This is a genomic window from Cronobacter malonaticus LMG 23826, assembly GCF_001277215.2.
GTDB classification, from domain to species: Bacteria; Pseudomonadota; Gammaproteobacteria; order Enterobacterales; family Enterobacteriaceae; genus Cronobacter; species Cronobacter malonaticus.
Genome location: NZ_CP013940.1, coordinates 1,968,240 through 1,985,486, shown reverse-complemented (window position 1 = coordinate 1,985,486; position 17,247 = coordinate 1,968,240). Strand labels below are relative to the sequence as shown.

Below are 17,247 nucleotides of genomic sequence, written 5' to 3'. Positions count from 1 at the left end.
GAGTGATTAATGAAACAGAAATGGTACTGCTGCCCCTCCATGAAGTTAAAAGACCGTTTTATGGTGCTGATTATGGGACAAGACGTGTTTCTGCTGTTCCGCAAAGGCGGTTCGCTGAGAAAGTCCCGCGACTGGCTGGCTCGTGAAAAGGCCAATTTCATTCCCTTAGGGTAAGACGCTGCGTTTTCAGGTTGCAGACAAAAGCGCTATCTCGTTTAATAAGTAGCGCTTTTGTTAACCCCTTGTGAGTATCATGATTGTTCGTCCCCCTCAGCACTGGTTCGCCCGACTTTTTGTCTGGCATGGTTCCGTATTAGCCAAAATTTCCACCCGACTACTCCTTAATTTCCTTCTCTCCGTGACGGTTATTTTCTTTTTACCGTGGTACGAGGAGCTTGGAATTAAGCTGACCACCGCCCCGTTCAGTATTCTCGGCGTGGCGATTGCGATTTTCCTCGGCTTTCGCAATAGCACTTGTTTCGCCCGGTTTAATGAGGCGCGCCTGATTTGGGGACAGCTGGTTATCCACTGTCGCTCACTGCTGCGCACCGCCCGCACATTGCTGCCGGATAACACGCAGGAGTTGCATCATCTGGTGAATCTGGAAGTGGCGTTTTGCCACTGCCTGCGCCTGACACTACGGCGCAGAAAGCTCGACAATGTGCTCGACCGGTATCTCACCCGCAGTGAAATGGCGCGCGTAATGAACAGCAATTCACCCTGTAATACGATTTTACTTATTATGGGTGAGTGGCTCGCCGCACGGCGCAACGGGCTGTCCGATATTCTCTTTCAGACGCTCGATCAGCATATTAATCAGCTTACGGCAGTTCTGGCGGGCTGCGAGCGCATCGCCAATACGCCGCCGCCGTTCGCCTATTCGCTAATGCTGCACCGCACGGTTTATTGCTTCTGTATTATGCTGCCGTTCGCGCTGGTGACTGACCTGCACTTTATGACGCCGTTTGTGTCCGTATTTATTTCATACACCTTTATTGCGCTTGATACGCTGGCGGAGGAGCTGGAAGATCCGTTCGGCACCGAAGATAACGATCTGCCGCTGGACGCGCTTTGCAATAATATTGAAATAGACTTACGTGAAATGAACGACGAGCCGCAAAAACCGGCTAAATTATTGCCGAACCGGCATTATCAGCTTACCTAATGCATATTCATATTCAGAATGAATATTGAATAATGCACCATTAATGATTAGCAGGGTGGACGAAGTGTGTTAGCGTAAACCCTGTTCTCTTCTTCCTTTTCGTTTCTCATGAAAGGGCCATTCCTCTCCTGTTTTGTATTGCAGCCTGGCATTAAGGAATCGCCATGTCTCATTTCACGATCGAAATGCTCTCCGATCAGTGCGGAGTCAGCATGCCTAATTTACGCGCGTGGCAGCGGTCAGGATTATTGCAGCCCGTACGCGACGACAGCGGCAGACGCTATTTTGACTACAGTCATCTGATGCGCATTCACGCCATCCTGAAATGGCTCGACCGCGGCCTGCCGCTGGATGAAGTCGCCCGCATTCTGAAGGGTGAACAGACGACCCAGATCAGCCAGTGGGAAGTGTGGCAGGAGCAACTGCTCGCCACGCTTGAGAAACCCTGCCTCGAAAAGGGCCGTGCGTTCCTGCTCAAAATGGGCCGCGAACTGCCCGCTGCGATGCTGCTGGATAAGGTCGTGCTGCCCCTGCGCCTGTGGCTGAGCCACGGTCACGCCAGCGCGCAGTTAACGCGCCGCGCGCGCTTCGACACGCTGATTATCGAATACGCCACCTTTCTGATGCAGTCGTTGCGCAAGCGTCCGGCGTCCGGGCTGGTGGTGATAGCGATGAACAGCCACGATCCGCTGAACGTCTGGCTGGAAGCGATCCGCTTTTCCGGTGAAGGGTTTCGTATCGATGTGATGCAACAGCCCGTATCGCTGCCCGATCTCACGCAGTTCGCCGCCGATCACTATCTGATTTACAGCGATGTGCCGCTCACACCCGCCCAGCTCACGCTCTGGCAGCAGTGGCAGCTTGACGGTATGCCGCTGTTCAGCGCCGGACCCGGTTTCGCAACGCCGCCTGAGCTACCTGACGCCGCCAACCTTCCCGACGAGCCGCTCTGCGAAAACGCCCGCTAAGCGCGTCTGTCGCCAAACTATTATCCCGCTGTCGTCTTTACGTCATACGTTAAGGGCTTTGTTAAAGAAGGGTGTGACTAAAGGCGGGAGTCGTGATGCCGGGAGCTGCGGATCTCTTTATCTGTATGCCGGGAATTGTCTTGCTGGTGGGGTTTCTTGCCGCGTATTGCAGCAATAAATGGGATGACTGAACGAAAGGCAAAAAAATACCGCCAGCGTGAACTGACGGTAAGGCTTGCATGGATTGTTTTTGTCCTGCGCTCAACATCACGCTTATTTCTGCATCATGCCATGCGCAGGTTCAACGTCACCTAAACGTGGGTTTATTCCGTTAAGCCACGGTTTTCCAGCATCGGCTCGATGCGTGGGGCGTGGCCGCGCCAGGCGAGCCATAACGCTTCGAGATCGCGACTGTTGCCGCGCGAAAGAATGGCGTCGCGAAAGCGCGCGCCGTTTTGCGCACTCAAGCCGCCCTGCTCCACAAACCACTGATAGCCGTCGTCCGCGAGCATTTGTGTCCAGAGATAGGCGTAGTAGCCCGCTGCGTAGCCGCCGCCAAAGATGTGGGCGAAATAGCTGCTCCGGTAGCGCGGCGGGACGGCACGCAGCGCGATGTGCTCCTGCGAAAGCGCCGCTGCTTCAAACGCGGTCACATCCTCGGGGGTGGATTGCGGCGTCAGGCTGTGCCAGTGCTGATCGAGCAACGCCGCGGCTAACAGCTCGGTCATGTCGTAGCCTTTGTTAAAGCGCGCCGCGCGGAAGAGTTTTTCGCGAAGCGCGTCCGGCATCGGCTCGCCGGTCTGGTAATGGCGCGCAAAGTTCGCGAAAACGTCCGGGTGGCTCGCCCAGTGTTCGTTGATTTGCGACGGGAACTCCACGAAATCACGCGGCGTGTTGGTGCCGGAGAGTGTCGCGTAGCGCTGGCTGGCGAAAAGACCGTGCAGCGTATGGCCAAACTCATGGAACAGCGTGATAACGTCATCCCAGGAGATGAGCGCAGGCTGCCCGGCGGCGGGCTTCAGGTAGTTACAGACATTGTAGATAACCGGCCTGTGGCCGGTGAGCGTGGACTGATCGACGAAATTGCCCATCCATGCGCCGCCGCTCTTGCTGTCGCGGGCGAAGAAATCGCCGTAAAACAGCGCAAGCCCGCTGCCGTCTTTATCGAAAATTTCCCAGACGCGGACATCCGGGTGATAAACCGGAATGTCGGTACGTTCCTGGAAACGAAGCCCGAACAGCGTGCTGGCGGCGTAAAAGACGCCGTGAATAAGCACATTATCCAGCTCGAAATACGGTTTGATCTGCGCGTCGTCGAGCGCGTATTTCTCGCGCCGCACCTGTTCGGCATAAAACGCCCAGTCCCAGGCTTCGGCCTGAAAACCGCCGTTCTCGCGGTCAATCACCTGCTGAATATCGGCAAGCTCCCGATTGGCGCGCGCCGTCGCCGCCGGCACGATATCGCGCATAAAGCGCAGCGCCGCCTCCGGCGTTTTGGCCATTTGATCGGCGATAGTCCAGGAGGCGAAATCCTTAAAGCCGAGCAGCGCCGCCTGCTGCGCGCGCAGTTGCGCCAGACGCAACACCAGCGCGCGGGTGTCGTTGGCGTCGCCTTTTTCGGTGCGGTGCCAGCCCGCTTTAAAAAGGGCCTCGCGTGTCTCGCGACACTCCAGCGACTGTAACGCGGGCTGCTGCGTGGTGTTCAGCAGCGCGATAAGCCAGCGTCCTTCCTGCCCTTTTTCACGCGCGGCCTGCGCGGCGGCGGCAACCTCGGCTTCACTCAGCCCTGCCAGCGCCTCGCGGGATGACACCAGCAGTCCGCCCGCTTTATCCGCCGCCAGCAGACGCTGGTTAAACTGGCTTGTGAGCTGCGCGGCCTCGCGGTTAAGCGCTTTAAGCTGTGCTTTTTGCTCCGCGCCAAGCGTCGCGCCCGCAAGCATAAACTGCTGCCAGACGACCTCCACCAGACGGCGCGATTCCTCATCCAGCCCCAGCGCGTCGCGCTGCTCATAAACGGTGTTGAGCCGCGCGAATAGGGTTTCATTAAAGTGAATATCATCGGACAGCGCCGCAAGCTCCGTGGAGAATTCTTCATCCAGCGTCTGCAGATAATCATTGGTGTGCGCGGAGGTCATCGCGAAAAAGACGCTGGTGACGCGCGCGAGCATCGCACCGCTGCGCTCAAGCGCCAGATACGTGTTTTCAAACGCCGGCGCGGCGGGGTCGGAGGCGATCGCCTCCACCTCGGCGCGCTTCTGGCGCACCGCCTCGTCAAAGGCCGGGCGGTAGTCGTTATCGGTTATCGCGTCGAACGGCGGCGCCTCGTAAGGCAGCGTACTGGCTGATGAAAAAGGGGTCGTTACCGGCATGAGGATCTCCGCAAAAGCGTGATGGTAAAATCACAGCTTATGCAGCCTCGCCGCAAACGGCAATGGTTTCGCGCCGCAACCCATCAGGAAGTGATATTCCACAGGGCGCGCCGGGCGTGCTAAGGTAACTGCTCTGAAAAAGCCTTGAGGAACAGCGAGATGATTATTCTGGTTACCGGTGCGACGGCCGGGTTTGGCGAAGCCATTACCCGCCGGTTTGTGAAGAACGGTCATAAAGTCATCGCGACAGGCCGCCGCCAGGCGCGCCTCGACGCGCTGAAGGATGAACTTGGCGAAAGCGTCCTGACGCTGCAACTGGACGTGCGCAATCGCGCGGCGATCGAAGAGGCCATCAGCAGCCTGCCGCTGGAGTGGCGCGATATCGACGTGCTGGTCAACAACGCCGGGCTGGCGCTGGGGCTGGAGCCTGCGCATAAAGCGAGCGTCGAAGACTGGGAAAACATGATAGACACCAACAATAAAGGCCTGGTCTATATGACCCGCGCAGTGCTGCCCGGCATGGTTGAGCGTAACCGCGGTCACGTCATTAACATCGGCTCCACGGCAGGCAGCTGGCCTTACGCGGGCGGCAACGTCTATGGCGCGACCAAAGCGTTTGTGCGCCAGTTCAGCCTTAACCTGCGCACCGATCTACACGGCACCGCCGTGCGCGTGACGGATATCGAGCCGGGCCTCGTGGGCGGCACCGAATTCTCGAACGTGCGTTTTAAAGGCGACGACGATAAAGCGGGCAAAACCTACGAAAATACCACCGCACTGACGCCGGACGATGTGACCGAAGCGGTCTGGTGGGTGGCGACGCTCCCGCCGCATGTCAATATCAACACCGTCGAGATGATGCCGGTCAGCCAGAGCTTCGCCGGGCTTAGCGTGCATCGCCAGTAATGCTCCTCTGCCCGTACCCCGTCCACGCTGGGCGGGGTGGGCAATTAATGTTAAATTGCCGCAGTTACCCGCAAATAAAGACAAAAGAATGGCCGCTGAAACTCCGCTCAACCCGACCCAGCCGGTGAGCCAACAGATTTACCGCATCCTGCGCCGCGATATCGTGCACTGTTTGATCCCGCCGGGCACGCCGCTTTCTGAAAAGGAAGTCTCGGTGCGCTTTGACGTGTCGCGCCAGCCGGTGCGTGAGGCGTTTATCAAGCTTGCCGAAAACGGGTTGATTCAGATCCGCCCGCAGCGCGGCAGTTTTGTGAATAAGATTTCGCTGCGCCAGGTGCGCAACGGCTGCTTTGTGCGCCAGGCCATTGAGCGGGCCGTGGTGCAACGGGCGGCGGGCATGGTGACCGACGCGGATCTCTATCAGCTTGAGCAAAACCTTAATCAGCAGCGCACGGCCATCGACCGCAAGCAGCTAAGCGATTTTTTTCAGCTTGACGACGAATTTCACCACCGCCTGACGCAGGTCGCCGACTGCCAGCTCGCCTGGGACACCGTGGAAAACATCAAAGCGACCATCGACCGGGTGCGCTATATGAGCCTCGATCACGTCTCCCCGCCGGAAATGCTGCTGCGCCAGCATAACGATATCTTTCACGCGCTGGAGCGCCGCGACCCGCAAGCCGCCGACGACGCCATGCGCCTGCACTTGCAGGAGATCAGCGAATCGGTATTGCTGATCCGTCAGGAAAACCGCGACTGGTTCACCGAAGAGTAACCGCGCGGCGTTGTTAACCGACTCAGGGATGGATATGTAATGCGCGCATTACTGCTTATGGGCTGCACCCTTTTCTCTTCACCGCTGCTGGCCGATTGTCTCCAGAGCGAGGCGAACGCCACGGCCGCCGCGGATTTTACGTGGTCGGCGAGTACCGTCACCGCCACGCCGCGCGCGCATTTTTATTCCGCGCCCTCGCCGGAATGCCGCCTTGACGCGTTTCTGTTGCCGGGCGACGCCGTGCAGGTGTTTCGTCTTTCCCAAAGCGACAGCCAGAACGCGGATGATAAAACGCGCCCGTTCGCCTGGGTGAGTTATCGCGACAGCAAAGGCCGCGTGGCGACCGGCTGGATGGAAACCGCGGCGCTTAACGCGCAGCAGGAAATCCTTAAGCCGGAAGGCGTCTGCGCCGCTCGCCTGCGGGAACTGGACGGTGTACAGGATACCCCGGAGACCGCGAACCGCTACGAAGTCACCGGCAGCGGACGACATTTCTTTTACACCGCTCCCGACGCGCAGTGCCGCAGCCAGCAGGTGTTTCTGGTGGCGGGCGATACGGTGAGCGTGAACCGCACGCTGCGCGGGTTCAGCGAGGCGACATGGTACGGCAAGGACGGGCGAATTGTGAAAGGCTGGCTAGAATCGGCGGCCCTGCACGCCACCGACGCGGGCGAGACATGGCGCGAGGATATCAGCGCCAGCGCGCTTGCCCGCGTGACCCGCACCGTCTCGTTGCAGCTCAACCCCAACGGCCAGTGTATTTTCTATGAGAACGCGCAGGACGGCGGTATTTACCGTTTGCTGGTGCGTGAAGATCATACCCGCGAGGGTTGTCGCGGCGCGGCCGACCCTGAAGTCGCACCGGTGGTGGCGAATATCGATATTGATATCGCGAGCGGGAAGATCGTACGTAACGCGCCCGCGGGCGAATAGTTACGGACAGTGACATTCATCACACAAATGCCCTGTTTTTGATCGAGATTAACGTTTTTCAGGTCGTGATTTTTAAAATGGGGCTCGTCTGGATCATTCCCAACTATTCAGAGGAGATATCACCATGATGACCTACGATCGCAACCGTAACGCGATTACCACCGGCAGCCGTGTCATGATCAGCACCACCGGGCAGACCGGCGTGATTAAAGCGATTCACGGCGACGGCATGACGCCGGAACAAATTCGCCGTGGCCGTACCGTCGAAGTGGAAGGTTGCGAAGGGAAATTCGAGCCGGTCGAGTTGATTCGTTTGGGCCTGCATTAATAGTTGTCGGGCGGGTATTGTTGGACGGCGGGTGCCGATGCTGGTGAACGGCGGGTGCGCTCCGCTTACCCGCCCTACAAATAACAAACGCGATGGGTTTTCGTAGGGTGGGTAAGCGAAGCGCACCCACCAATACCCACCACCTTTAATACCCCATCAACACACCGCTTTCACATACTGCGCCACGGTCGCTCTGGCACCGTTATCGAGAAGAAGCTTATACGCCTCCGTCACCTGCGCCACAAACTCCGGACGCGCCGGAAGATCGTCGCCAAAAATTTCACGAATGCTAAGCAGCGCTTTTACCCGCGCGTCACCCTCTTCGCTGGTGCGCACTGCCTCCTGAATCACGTTTAACAGCGGATCGCACACCTCAATCGCATTGCCCTGCTCATCCACGCCGCTCACGTAGCGCATCCAGCCCGCCACGCCGAGCGTCAGCAGCGGCGCTGCGCTGTCGTGCGCCTGATGCCAGCGTAACGAATCGAGCCAGCGCTGCGGCAGTTTCTGGCTGCCGTCCATCGCGATTTGCCAGGTGCGATGACGCAGCGCCGGGTTGCTGTAGCGCTCAATCAGCCGATCCGCGTAACGCGCCAGGTCCACACCCTGCACGCGGAGCGTCGGTGCCTGTTCGTTTAGCATCAACGCCTGCGCGGCACGGCGATAATTCGTATCTTCCATGCAATCGTTTATGTGCTGATACCCCGCCAGATAGCCAAGATACGCCAGAAACGAGTGGCTGCCATTCAGCATACGCAGCTTCATCTCCTCAAACGGCACCACATCGCATACCAGCTCTGCGCCCGCCTTTTCCCACGCCGGGCGGCCCGCCACAAAATTATCCTCAATCACCCACTGGCGAAACGGCTCGCAGGCCACACCCGCCGGGTCGCGCACGCCGGTCAGCTGTTCGATTTTATCGAGCGTTTCCGGCGTCACCGCTGGCACAATCCGGTCCACCATCGTGGACGGGAACGTCACGTTCTCCTCGATCCATGCCGCCAGTTCGGTATTTACGGCGCAGGCGAACGCCATCACGACGTTGCGGGTCACATGCCCGTTTTCCGGCATGTTATCGCAGGACATCACGCTGAAACCCGCAAGCCCGGCAGCTTTACGGCGCGCCAGAGCCTCCACAATCACCCCAACGGCGGATGACGGCGCTTTAGGGTGCGCGAGATCGGCGGCGATAAGCGGATGATCTAACATCAGCTCGCCCGTCGCGGGGGAATGGCAGTAGCCTTTTTCAGTAATGGTGAGCGAGACAATCGCCACCTGCGGCTCACACAGCGCGGCGAAGACCGCCTCCAGGCCATCCACCTGCGCATGGAGCGCGTTTTTCACTACGCCCACCACGCGGGCGCGCCAGGCGTCGGCGGACATCTCCGCCACGGTATAGAGATTATCCTGACGGCGGATATCGGCGATCTGCTGCTCGCCGCCAATCAGGTTAATTTCACAGTAGCCCCAGTCGCTGCCGTGCTCGGCGGCAAGAATATCGGCGTAAACGCCCTGGTGCGCGCGGTGAAACGCGCCAAAACCAAGATGCACAATGCGGGCAACCAGCGCGTCGCGGTGATAGGCAGGGAGAATGGCGTGGGCGTGAAGCAGCGTATTTTCCATGGTCGTGACTCATTTGATAAATAAAGAAATTTGTATAAAGCTTACGCTTCACACCGGTACGCTTTATGATTTACGACAGCTTTTGGTGACTACATTAACTAGAATGGTAGTAAAGCGTGATTTTTATCACGCTTTACTTTTGCCGGAGAAAATCAGGGGATCGATCAGACGGTAACAGGCTTCGCGGCCAGGTTATCCGCCACGCGCGCTTTGACGAACGTCCAAAGGATAATCGCGCCGACGATATCCATCAGGCTCAGAATGATAAAGAACGGGTTGTAGCCGACGGTGTTGACCAGCCCGCCCATGATGAGCGTGCAGATAAAAATGCCCGTCCAGCCCGCGGTACCGGCGAAACCGCTGACGGTAGAGGTTTCATTGCGCCGGAAGAGATCGGTTGCCATCGTAATCACCTGGGTGGAGAGCATCTGATGGGCGAAGGCGCAGACGGAAACCAGCGCTATCGCCACATAGGCGCTCTCCACAAACCCCACCAGCGAGAGCGGCAGCATCAGCACTGCGCCGGTACTGAACCCGATACGCCGCGCGTTAATGGTCGAGATATTCCAGCGCTTCATCATGAAGTTATTCAGAAAGCCGCCCGCCATGCCGCCGAAATCCGCCGCCAGAAACGGCAGCCAGGCAAACAGCGCGATATCTTTAAGCGGCATATGCCGCACCGTCATCAGGTAGACCGGCAGCCAGAAGTTAATCGTGCCCCAGGCAGGGTCAGCCAGAAAACGCGGCAGCGCGATGCCCCAGAAGTTGCGCTGGCGCAGGATCTGCATCACCGACGGTTTGCTGCCGTCAGCCTCCAGATGCTTCTCCTGCCCCGCTTCGATGAGCCGCGCCTCTTCCGTGCTGAGCGCCCGATGGCGCGCGGGCGATTCATAGCCAAACCACCAGATTACCGCAAAGACAAGCCCGAGCGCGCCGGTGATGACAAACGCCATTTCCCAGTTGTAGGCCATAATGGCCCACACCACGAGCGGCGGCGCCAGCATCGCGCCAATCGACGTGCCGATATTCGCCACACCGCCTGCGATGCCGCGCTCTTTCGCCGGAAACCATTCGGAGTTGCACTTCACGCCCGCCGGGATCGCCGAGGCTTCGCTAAGCCCCATCAGCCCGCGCAGGAAAGCCAGCCCGCCCCACGAATTGCAGGCGGCATGAGCCATATTGGTCACAGACCAGGCGATGATCATAATGAAAAAGCCGAGCTTTAAGCCCACGACGTCGATAAAGAATCCGCAGAGCGGTTGCGCAAGCGTATAGGCGACCTGAAAGGCGCTTAAAATCCAGGCGTATTGTTGCTCATTGATATGCAGTTCGGTGAAAAGCGTAGGGGCCGAGACGCTGAGCGAACTGCGCGCCAGCGCGTTGATAATCGTGCCCAGTGACACCAGGCCTATCATATACCAGCGTAAGTGTTTAATTTTCATGGGTAGGGTCCGGAGGTTTTTTATTATTGTCACCGCGGTACGCCGCGGTGATGCAGGGTTACCAGTTCCACAGCGTGCCGTCTTCCAGGCGGGCTACCGGCAGGTACGCCGGGTCGTAGGGGTATTTCGCCGCCAGCTTTTCATCAAATTCAATGCCGAGCCCCGGCTTCTCGCCCGGATGCATATAGCCATTGTCGAATGACCAACTGTGCGGGAAGACCTCCAGCATCTGATCTGAATAGCCCATATATTCCTGCACGCCGAAATTCGGCACCCAGAGATCGAAATGCAGCGCGGCGGCATGGCAAATGGGCGAGAGATCCGACGGTCCGTGCGAACCGGTACGCACCTGATAAAGTGCTGCGAAATCGGCGATGCGGCGCATGCCGGTAATTCCCCCCGCGTGGGTTACCGTGGTGCGGATGTAATCGATAAGCTGTTCTTCGATAAGCTGTTTGCAGTCCCAGATGCTGTTAAAGACTTCGCCTACCGCAACCGGCGTCACGGTATGCTGGCGGATAAGCCGGAAGCAGGCCTGGTTTTCGGCAGGTGTCGGATCTTCCATCCAGAAGAGACGGTAATCCTCAATGCTTTTACCGAAACGCGCCGCCTCGATGGGCGTCAGGCGGTGATGCATGTCGTGGAGCAGATGTTCGTGAAAGCCAAATTTCTCGCGCACTGCCTCGAAAAGTTTTGGCGTGAAATCGAGATACTTTTCGGTGGACCAGAGCTGCTCTTCCGGCCAGTGGCCTTTGGTGGCGGGTTCATACGCGAGTCCTTTGCCCTTCGCCATGCCGTAGGTGGTTTCCATGCCTGGTACGCCGCACTGCACGCGAATCGCCTTAAAGCCCATTTCTTTGTGCCGGGCGTAGTCTTCCAGCACCTCATCGATGGTGTGGCCGGTGGTGTGGCAGTAAACCATCACGCCGTCGCGCGACGCGCCGCCAAGCAACTGATACAGCGGCATTCCGGCGGCTTTGGCTTTGATATCCCATAGCGCCGTGTCGATGGCGGAAATCGCCGACATCGTTACCGGGCCGCGCCGCCAGTACGCGCCTTTGTAGAAAAACTGCCAGATATCCTCGATGCGCTGCGCGTCGCGCCCTACCAGCTGCGGACAGAGGTGATCGCGCAGGTAACTGGCGACGGATAGCTCGCGCCCGTTCAGCGTGGCGTCGCCAAGCCCCGTCAGTCCGTCGTCGGTGGTGATTTTTAGCGTCACGAAGTTGCGCCCCGGGCAGGTGACAAACACTTCCGCTTTACTGATCTTCATGCATCTTTCCTTTTGTGTAACTACGATGCGTAATTTGTACACATTACGCTCAACTAACTTAACTACCATACAAGTTGATTTAGCGGAAAAATGCGCGACGCTTCACAAAGCGTGAAGCGATGTCTCAGAGAAAGCTGAAGTCAGTTCAGAAGAAATTCAGGCGCGGCCCCAGCCTGCGACGATAATCAACATGCCGCATAGCGCGACTGCCGCCCCTGCCCAGTCATAAAGACTCAGGCGCACGCCGTCGACAACGCGCAGCCAGATAAGCGCGGTCATCACATAGACGCCGCCGTAAGCGGCATACACCCGCCCGCTCGCCGCCGGGTGCAGCGTGAGCAACCAGACGAACAGCATCAGCGACAGCGCCGCCGGCAGCAGTAACAGCACGCTCGCCCCCTTGCGCAGCCACAGCCACGGCAGAAAACAGCCAATAATTTCCGCAAGCGCGGTGGCGAAAAACAGCAAAGTGGTTTTAATCATAGGGAGACTCAGTGTGAATAATATCGGCAACCGCTGCCGCTGTGCGTAAATCGCGCACAATGATATAGTAAAGCGTGTCGGCCTCACGACAAGAACAGCTTCTTAAGGATATCGCTATGAACAAATTCCTTCGCCACTCACTGCTGCTGGCGTTGCTGACCGGCGCGCTGTCAGGCGTCGCCCACGCGCAAACCGATAAACTGATTATTGAGTCCGGCGATAACGCGCGGACCCGCCAGGATGCCGCGATGGATAAAGAGCAATGGAATGACACCCGTTCTTTACGCCAGAAAGTGAACAAGCGCACCGAGAAAGAGTGGGATAAAGCAGATGTCGCGTTCGACGCCAAAGACAACTGCGAGAAAAGCGCGAATCTCAACGCCTACTGGGAGCCTAACACCCTGCGTTGCCTTGACCGCCGCACCGGCCGCGTCATTAATCCGTAAACCCTCTTTGTATCACGGCTCCCGCACAGCGGGGGCCGGTATTTCCCGCGCATAAAAGGATGAACGATGTCAGACTACGTTGATGTCAAACTGCGCCCGCTGGAACGTGAAGATTTGCGTTTCGTCCACCAGCTCGACAATAACGCCAGCGTCATGCGCTACTGGTTCGAAGAGCCTTATGAAGCGTTCGTCGAACTCTCCGATCTCTACGATAAACATATCCACGACCAGAGCGAACGCCGCTTTGTGGTGGAGTGCGACGGCGATAAAGCAGGCCTGGTGGAGCTGGTGGAAATTAACCACGTCCACCGCCGCGCCGAATTTCAGATAATTATTTCACCGGAGCATCAGGGCAAAGGCCTCGCCAGCCGCGCCGCGAAACTGGCGATGGATTACGGCTTTACGGTGCTGAATCTTTATAAGCTCTATCTGATAGTCGATAAAGAGAACGCTAAAGCGATTCATATTTACCGCAAGCTCGGCTTTATGGTGGAAGGCGAGCTGATCCATGAATTCTTTATTAATGGCGAGTACCGCAACACCATTCGCATGTGTATTTTCCAGCATCAGTACCTGACGAACCTCAAACCCGCCGGGACGACGCTGCTGAAACCCACCGCGCAATAATATTTAAGCGCAGGATTGCCTGCGCTTTTCTCGTACTCGTGTTAACGGCCCGTCAGTAGTAATTGATTTCGTTCTGAATCGTGAATTTATGCACCACGGGCGGCGTCGCGCTGGCGTCAGTGATTTCCAGTACGCAGCTTGACGGGTTGAGATGGCGGTCATATTCGCAGCTCTGCTTCGCCGTATCGATAACCTTATCGTTAAGCGTCGTCACCGACGTGTAATCATGCTTTTTACGCTTATCGCTCGGCGTCGCGACGGTGGCAAGCTCGGCGTCTTTCGCTTTGCTGGTTTTGCCGAGCGGATAACCTTCATCATCGTAGCGGTAGATGGTTGATACGTCCGGCGTGTGCCCTTTCACCACAAATTCGCGATCGTTGGTTTCATAGACCATACCCACAGAAGGCAGTTCGGCCAGCTGGCATTTGCCCTGTAGACGGATACGCTTTTCGCGGCTTAGCGCGTCGAGGTAATAATTGGCATCCAGCACCAGCGCCAGATGGCTGTTGCTCGGCTTGTCGGAATAGTTCAGCGTCTCGAAGCACCCCTCTTGCGAGAGCGTACCGTTCACTTCCGTCTCCACCTCGCCGCTGTCGTTAATCAGCTTCTGGGTGAAGTTTTTTACCGGGCCGCGTAGCGGATCGAAATTAAACTCGCTTGAGAAACTTGCCATCTCCGGGCTGAACGGCGCGAGCGCGTCCGGCTTATCGCAGCCGGTCAGCACAAGCGTTACCATCATTACCGTCACGTAGTTTTTCACGTCTTTATTATCCTTCTGCGGCCTCGCCAAAAGCGGCATGATATCTGAAAAGTCAGTGATATATATAACAACTGCTATGCTTACTACATCTGTTTTACGTCAATAAGGAGCCGTTAATGAAAAAACGTTACTGGGCAGGTGCCCTCCTGCTGGCTGCGACATTACCGGTCAGCGCCGCGCAAAACTCCTGTGAACGGGTTAAAGCCGATATTGAACAGCGCATCATTAATAACGGCGTACCGGAAAACGGGTTTACGTTAACTATCGTTCCTCACGACCAGGCTGACCAGCCGGATGCGCAGGTGGTCGGGCATTGCGCGAACGATACGCAAAAAATTCTCTATACCCGCACCCAGAGTGGCAACGCCACAGGCGGCGGAACGTCACAGGGCGCAGCCAGCGAACCGCAATAATCGCATACGGGGCTTCGGCCCCTTTTTTATTTCCCGCCTTCCATATGCCACATCTATTGACCCTCGTTTGACCCTCGTTAACGTTTTCTACTCCGTAATGAGTAAAACTCTTCCCTGCGCTAATCATTAGCCATCTACTTTTCTGCAATCCGGTTTCATCGTCGCACCTGTCGCCACCTGCCTCTCGCCCTTCTGGCGTCGCCAGAAACGCGCGCCAGCAGGCCGACCATAACTACAAAATCACAATCAGAAAACACATTGAGTCTCCGCTCAGGAGACAAGGAGTGAGTAATGTCAAATACCGATAATCCGGTCGGGATCAGCCGTCGCACGCTGGTGAAATCCACCGCGCTTGGCGGTCTGGCGCTCGCGGCAGGCGGCATCTCCCTGCCCTTCGGGGTCAGACAGGTGGCCGCCGCCGTCGAGCACGCCATCAGCCCGCCGGACGAGCGCGTCGTCTGGAGCGCCTGTACCGTTAACTGCGGCAGCCGCTGCCCGCTGCGTATGCATGTAGTGAATGGCGAAATCCGCTATGTCGAAACGGATAACACGGGCGGCGATGACTACGACGGGCTGCACCAGGTGCGCGCCTGCCTGCGCGGGCGCTCTATGCGGCGGCGCGTCTACAACCCGGACCGCCTGAAATACCCGATGAAGCGCGTCGGCAAACGCGGCGAAGGCAAATTTGTGCGCATCAGCTGGGATGAGGCGCTGGACACCATCGCCCGGGGCATGAAGCGCATCATCAGCGACTACGGTAACGAGGCGATTTACCTGAACTACGGCACCGGCACGCTCGGCGGCACCATGACCCGCTCCTGGCCGCCGGGGAAAACGCTGCTTGCCCGGCTGATGAACTGCTGCGGCGGCTATCTTAACCATTACGGCGATTACTCCAGCGCGCAGATCGCAGCCGGCCTTAGTTACACCTATGGAGGCTGGGCCGACGGCAACAGCCCGTCTGATATTGAAAACAGCAAGCTGGTGGTGCTGTTTGGCAATAACCCCGGCGAAACCCGTATGAGCGGCGGCGGCGTAACGTATTACCTTGAGCAGGCGCGCGCGAAATCGCAGGCGCGGATGATAGTCATCGATCCGCGCTATACCGATACTGCCGCCGGGCGCGAAGATGAGTGGATCCCGATCCGCCCCGGCACCGACGCCGCGCTGGCCGCCGCGATCGCCTGGGTGTTGATCGCTGAAAACTATGTCGATCAACCGTTCCTGGACAACTACTGCGTCGGCTATGACGAGAAAACCCTGCCGCCCGGCGCGCCTGCGAACGGTCACTATAAGGCGTATATTCTCGGCGACGGGCCGGATGGCACCGCCAAAACGCCTGCATGGGCCGCGCCCATCACCGGCATTCCCGAGGCGCGTATTATCAAACTCGCCCGCGAAATCGGTGAGGCGAAACCGGCGTTTATCGCGCAGGGCTGGGGGCCGCAGCGCCATTCCAACGGCGAGCTGGCCTGCCGCGCGATAGCGATGCTCCCCATCCTCACGGGGAACGTAGGCATTCACGGCGGCAACAGCGGCGCGCGCGAAGGTTCATTCTCACTCCCCTTCGAGCGGATGCCGACGCTTCAAAACCCGGTTGAGACCAGCATCTCGATGTTCACCTGGACCGACGCCATCGAGCGCGGCCCGTCGATGACCGCCACCGCCGACGGCGTGCGCGGCAAAGAGAAGCTCGACGTGCCGATTAAGATGATCTGGAACTACGCCGGTAACTGTCTTATCAACCAGCACTCGCAGATCAACCGCACCCATGAGATTTTGCAGGATGACAAAAAGTGCGAGCTGATTGTGGTGATCGACTGCCATATGACCGCCTCGGCGCGCTACGCCGATATCCTGCTGCCGGACTGCACCGCGTCTGAGCAGATGGATTTCGCGCTTGACGCCTCCTGCGGGAACATGGCCTACGTGATTTTCGCCGACCAGGCGATTGCGCCGCGCTTTGAATGCCGCACTATCTATGACATCACCAGCGCCCTCGCGGCGCGCATGGGCGTCGGCGAGCAATTTACCGAAGGCCGCACGCAGGAAGGCTGGCTGCGCCACCTTTACGCGCAGTCGCAACGCGCTATCCCGGAACTGCCGGATTTCGACACCTTCCGCAAACAGGGCATTTTTAAGCTTCGCGATCCGCAGGGCCATCACGTTGCCTATCAGGCTTTCCGGGAAAACCCGGCCGCGAACCCGCTCGACACGCCCTCCGGCAAAATCGAGATCTACTCTTCAGCGCTTGCCGATATCGCAGCTAACTGGCAACTGCCGGAAGGCGATGTCATTCATCCGCTGCCGGTCTACAGCCCCGGTTTTGAACAAGTAAGCGACCCGCTGCGCGCGCAGTACCCGCTCCAGCTCACCGGTTTTCACTACAAATCCCGCACCCACTCGACTTACGGCAACGTGGATGTGCTACAGGCCGCGTGTCGCCAGCAGATCTGGATCAACCCGCAGGATGCGCAGACGCGCGGCATTAACGACGGTGACCTGGTAAGGGTCTGGAACGCGCGGGGCGAAGCGCGCATCGAGGCGAAAGTGACGCCGCGCATCATGCCAGGCGTCGTGGCGCTGGGCGAAGGCGCGTGGTACCAGCCTGACGCCGAGGGCGTCGATCACGCCGGGTCTATCAATGTGCTGACCACGCAACGGCCGTCGCCGCTGGCGAAAGGCAATCCGTCGCACAGCAATTTAGTCCAGCTTGCCAGGGTGTAAGGAGTTCCG

18 protein-coding genes are annotated in these 17,247 nt (G+C 58.1%); 12 read left to right on the top strand and 6 right to left on the bottom strand.

Annotation, left to right across the window (positions count from 1 at the left end):
- The first annotated feature begins 9 nt into the window (after nucleotides 1-9).
- The 4 genes from AFK66_RS22735 to mgtS all read left to right on the top strand — a co-directional run bounded on the left by AFK66_RS22735 (nucleotide 10) and on the right by mgtS (nucleotide 2,324).
- Nucleotides 10-174 carry a hypothetical protein gene (locus AFK66_RS22735; protein ID WP_007775243.1) on the top strand — a complete coding sequence of 55 codons (165 nt, stop codon included), beginning with the start codon at nucleotides 10-12 and terminating at the stop codon, nucleotides 172-174.
- 79 nt (nucleotides 175-253) lie between these two features.
- Nucleotides 254-1,165 carry a bestrophin family protein gene (locus tag AFK66_RS09465; RefSeq protein WP_032982056.1) on the top strand — a complete coding sequence of 304 codons (912 nt, stop codon included), beginning with the start codon at nucleotides 254-256 and terminating at the stop codon, nucleotides 1,163-1,165.
- 164 nt (nucleotides 1,166-1,329) lie between these two features.
- Entirely contained in the window at nucleotides 1,330-2,133 is an 804-nt protein-coding gene (locus AFK66_RS09460; protein WP_007775245.1) for a MerR family transcriptional regulator, read from the top strand.
- Between the two features lie 95 nt (nucleotides 2,134-2,228).
- Nucleotides 2,229-2,324, top strand: a complete 96-nt coding sequence (gene mgtS, locus AFK66_RS22365) for a protein MgtS (protein ID WP_032982055.1) — start codon at nucleotides 2,229-2,231, stop codon at nucleotides 2,322-2,324.
- 132 nt (nucleotides 2,325-2,456) lie between these two features.
- Here the strand turns inward: mgtS and dcp are convergent, their stop codons facing one another.
- Nucleotides 2,457-4,502 carry a peptidyl-dipeptidase Dcp gene (gene dcp / locus AFK66_RS09455; protein ID WP_023898734.1) on the bottom strand — a complete coding sequence of 682 codons (2,046 nt, stop codon included), beginning with the start codon at nucleotides 4,500-4,502 and terminating at the stop codon, nucleotides 2,457-2,459.
- A gap of 159 nt (nucleotides 4,503-4,661) precedes the next feature.
- On the opposite strand from dcp, the gene ydfG reads away from it, so the two are divergent.
- The 4 genes from ydfG to ydfZ all read left to right on the top strand — a co-directional run bounded on the left by ydfG (nucleotide 4,662) and on the right by ydfZ (nucleotide 7,444).
- The gene (ydfG, locus tag AFK66_RS09450) at nucleotides 4,662-5,408 is read left to right on the top strand and encodes a bifunctional NADP-dependent 3-hydroxy acid dehydrogenase/3-hydroxypropionate dehydrogenase YdfG (protein WP_007775248.1); all 747 of its coding nucleotides are present in this window, start codon (nucleotides 4,662-4,664) and stop codon (nucleotides 5,406-5,408) included.
- Between the two features lie 88 nt (nucleotides 5,409-5,496).
- Nucleotides 5,497-6,183, top strand: coding sequence for a GntR family transcriptional regulator (locus AFK66_RS09445; protein ID WP_007901433.1), 687 nt, complete (start codon nucleotides 5,497-5,499; stop codon nucleotides 6,181-6,183).
- Nucleotides 6,184-6,222: 39 nt separating this feature from the next.
- Nucleotides 6,223-7,116 (top strand): hypothetical protein, encoded by an 894-nt coding sequence (locus AFK66_RS09440; RefSeq protein ID WP_023898733.1) that lies wholly within the window; start codon nucleotides 6,223-6,225, stop codon nucleotides 7,114-7,116.
- Nucleotides 7,117-7,240: 124 nt separating this feature from the next.
- The gene (gene ydfZ / locus AFK66_RS09435; RefSeq protein WP_007775252.1) at nucleotides 7,241-7,444 is read left to right on the top strand and encodes a putative selenium delivery protein YdfZ; all 204 of its coding nucleotides are present in this window, start codon (nucleotides 7,241-7,243) and stop codon (nucleotides 7,442-7,444) included.
- A gap of 156 nt (nucleotides 7,445-7,600) precedes the next feature.
- Here ydfZ and AFK66_RS09430 read toward each other — a convergent pair whose 3' ends face one another.
- From AFK66_RS09430 to AFK66_RS09415, 4 genes are all read right to left on the bottom strand, one after another.
- Nucleotides 7,601-9,067, bottom strand: a complete 1,467-nt coding sequence (locus tag AFK66_RS09430; RefSeq protein ID WP_007775253.1) for a mannitol dehydrogenase family protein — start codon at nucleotides 9,065-9,067, stop codon at nucleotides 7,601-7,603.
- A gap of 164 nt (nucleotides 9,068-9,231) precedes the next feature.
- Nucleotides 9,232-10,509: an MFS transporter gene (locus AFK66_RS09425; protein WP_023898731.1), complete on the bottom strand. Its 1,278-nt coding sequence runs from the start codon at nucleotides 10,507-10,509 to the stop codon at nucleotides 9,232-9,234.
- Between the two features lie 58 nt (nucleotides 10,510-10,567).
- Entirely contained in the window at nucleotides 10,568-11,782 is a 1,215-nt protein-coding gene (gene manD, locus AFK66_RS09420; RefSeq protein ID WP_023898730.1) for a D-mannonate dehydratase ManD, read from the bottom strand.
- 156 nt (nucleotides 11,783-11,938) lie between these two features.
- Nucleotides 11,939-12,265 (bottom strand): YnfA family protein, encoded by a 327-nt coding sequence (locus AFK66_RS09415; protein WP_004387245.1) that lies wholly within the window; start codon nucleotides 12,263-12,265, stop codon nucleotides 11,939-11,941.
- A 116-nt stretch (nucleotides 12,266-12,381) separates the two neighbouring features.
- Between AFK66_RS09415 and AFK66_RS09410 the strand changes: the two genes are divergently transcribed.
- Together AFK66_RS09410 and speG are read left to right on the top strand one after the other, a co-directional pair.
- Nucleotides 12,382-12,711 (top strand): DUF1283 family protein, encoded by a 330-nt coding sequence (locus tag AFK66_RS09410; RefSeq protein WP_007697265.1) that lies wholly within the window; start codon nucleotides 12,382-12,384, stop codon nucleotides 12,709-12,711.
- Between the two features lie 66 nt (nucleotides 12,712-12,777).
- The gene (speG, locus tag AFK66_RS09405; protein ID WP_004387243.1) at nucleotides 12,778-13,338 is read left to right on the top strand and encodes a spermidine N1-acetyltransferase; all 561 of its coding nucleotides are present in this window, start codon (nucleotides 12,778-12,780) and stop codon (nucleotides 13,336-13,338) included.
- A gap of 52 nt (nucleotides 13,339-13,390) precedes the next feature.
- On the opposite strand, the gene AFK66_RS09400 is transcribed toward speG, so the two are convergent.
- Nucleotides 13,391-14,098: a YnfC family lipoprotein gene (locus AFK66_RS09400; protein ID WP_007775258.1), complete on the bottom strand. Its 708-nt coding sequence runs from the start codon at nucleotides 14,096-14,098 to the stop codon at nucleotides 13,391-13,393.
- A 116-nt stretch (nucleotides 14,099-14,214) separates the two neighbouring features.
- On the opposite strand from AFK66_RS09400, the gene AFK66_RS09395 reads away from it, so the two are divergent.
- A complete protein-coding gene (locus AFK66_RS09395) occupies nucleotides 14,215-14,511 on the top strand; it encodes a DUF1161 domain-containing protein (RefSeq protein ID WP_007775262.1) in 297 nt (98 codons plus the stop codon).
- 291 nt (nucleotides 14,512-14,802) lie between these two features.
- Nucleotides 14,803-17,238 carry a dimethylsulfoxide reductase subunit A gene (gene dmsA / locus AFK66_RS09390; RefSeq protein WP_007775263.1) on the top strand — a complete coding sequence of 812 codons (2,436 nt, stop codon included), beginning with the start codon at nucleotides 14,803-14,805 and terminating at the stop codon, nucleotides 17,236-17,238.
- Nucleotides 17,239-17,247: the final 9 nt, after the last annotated feature.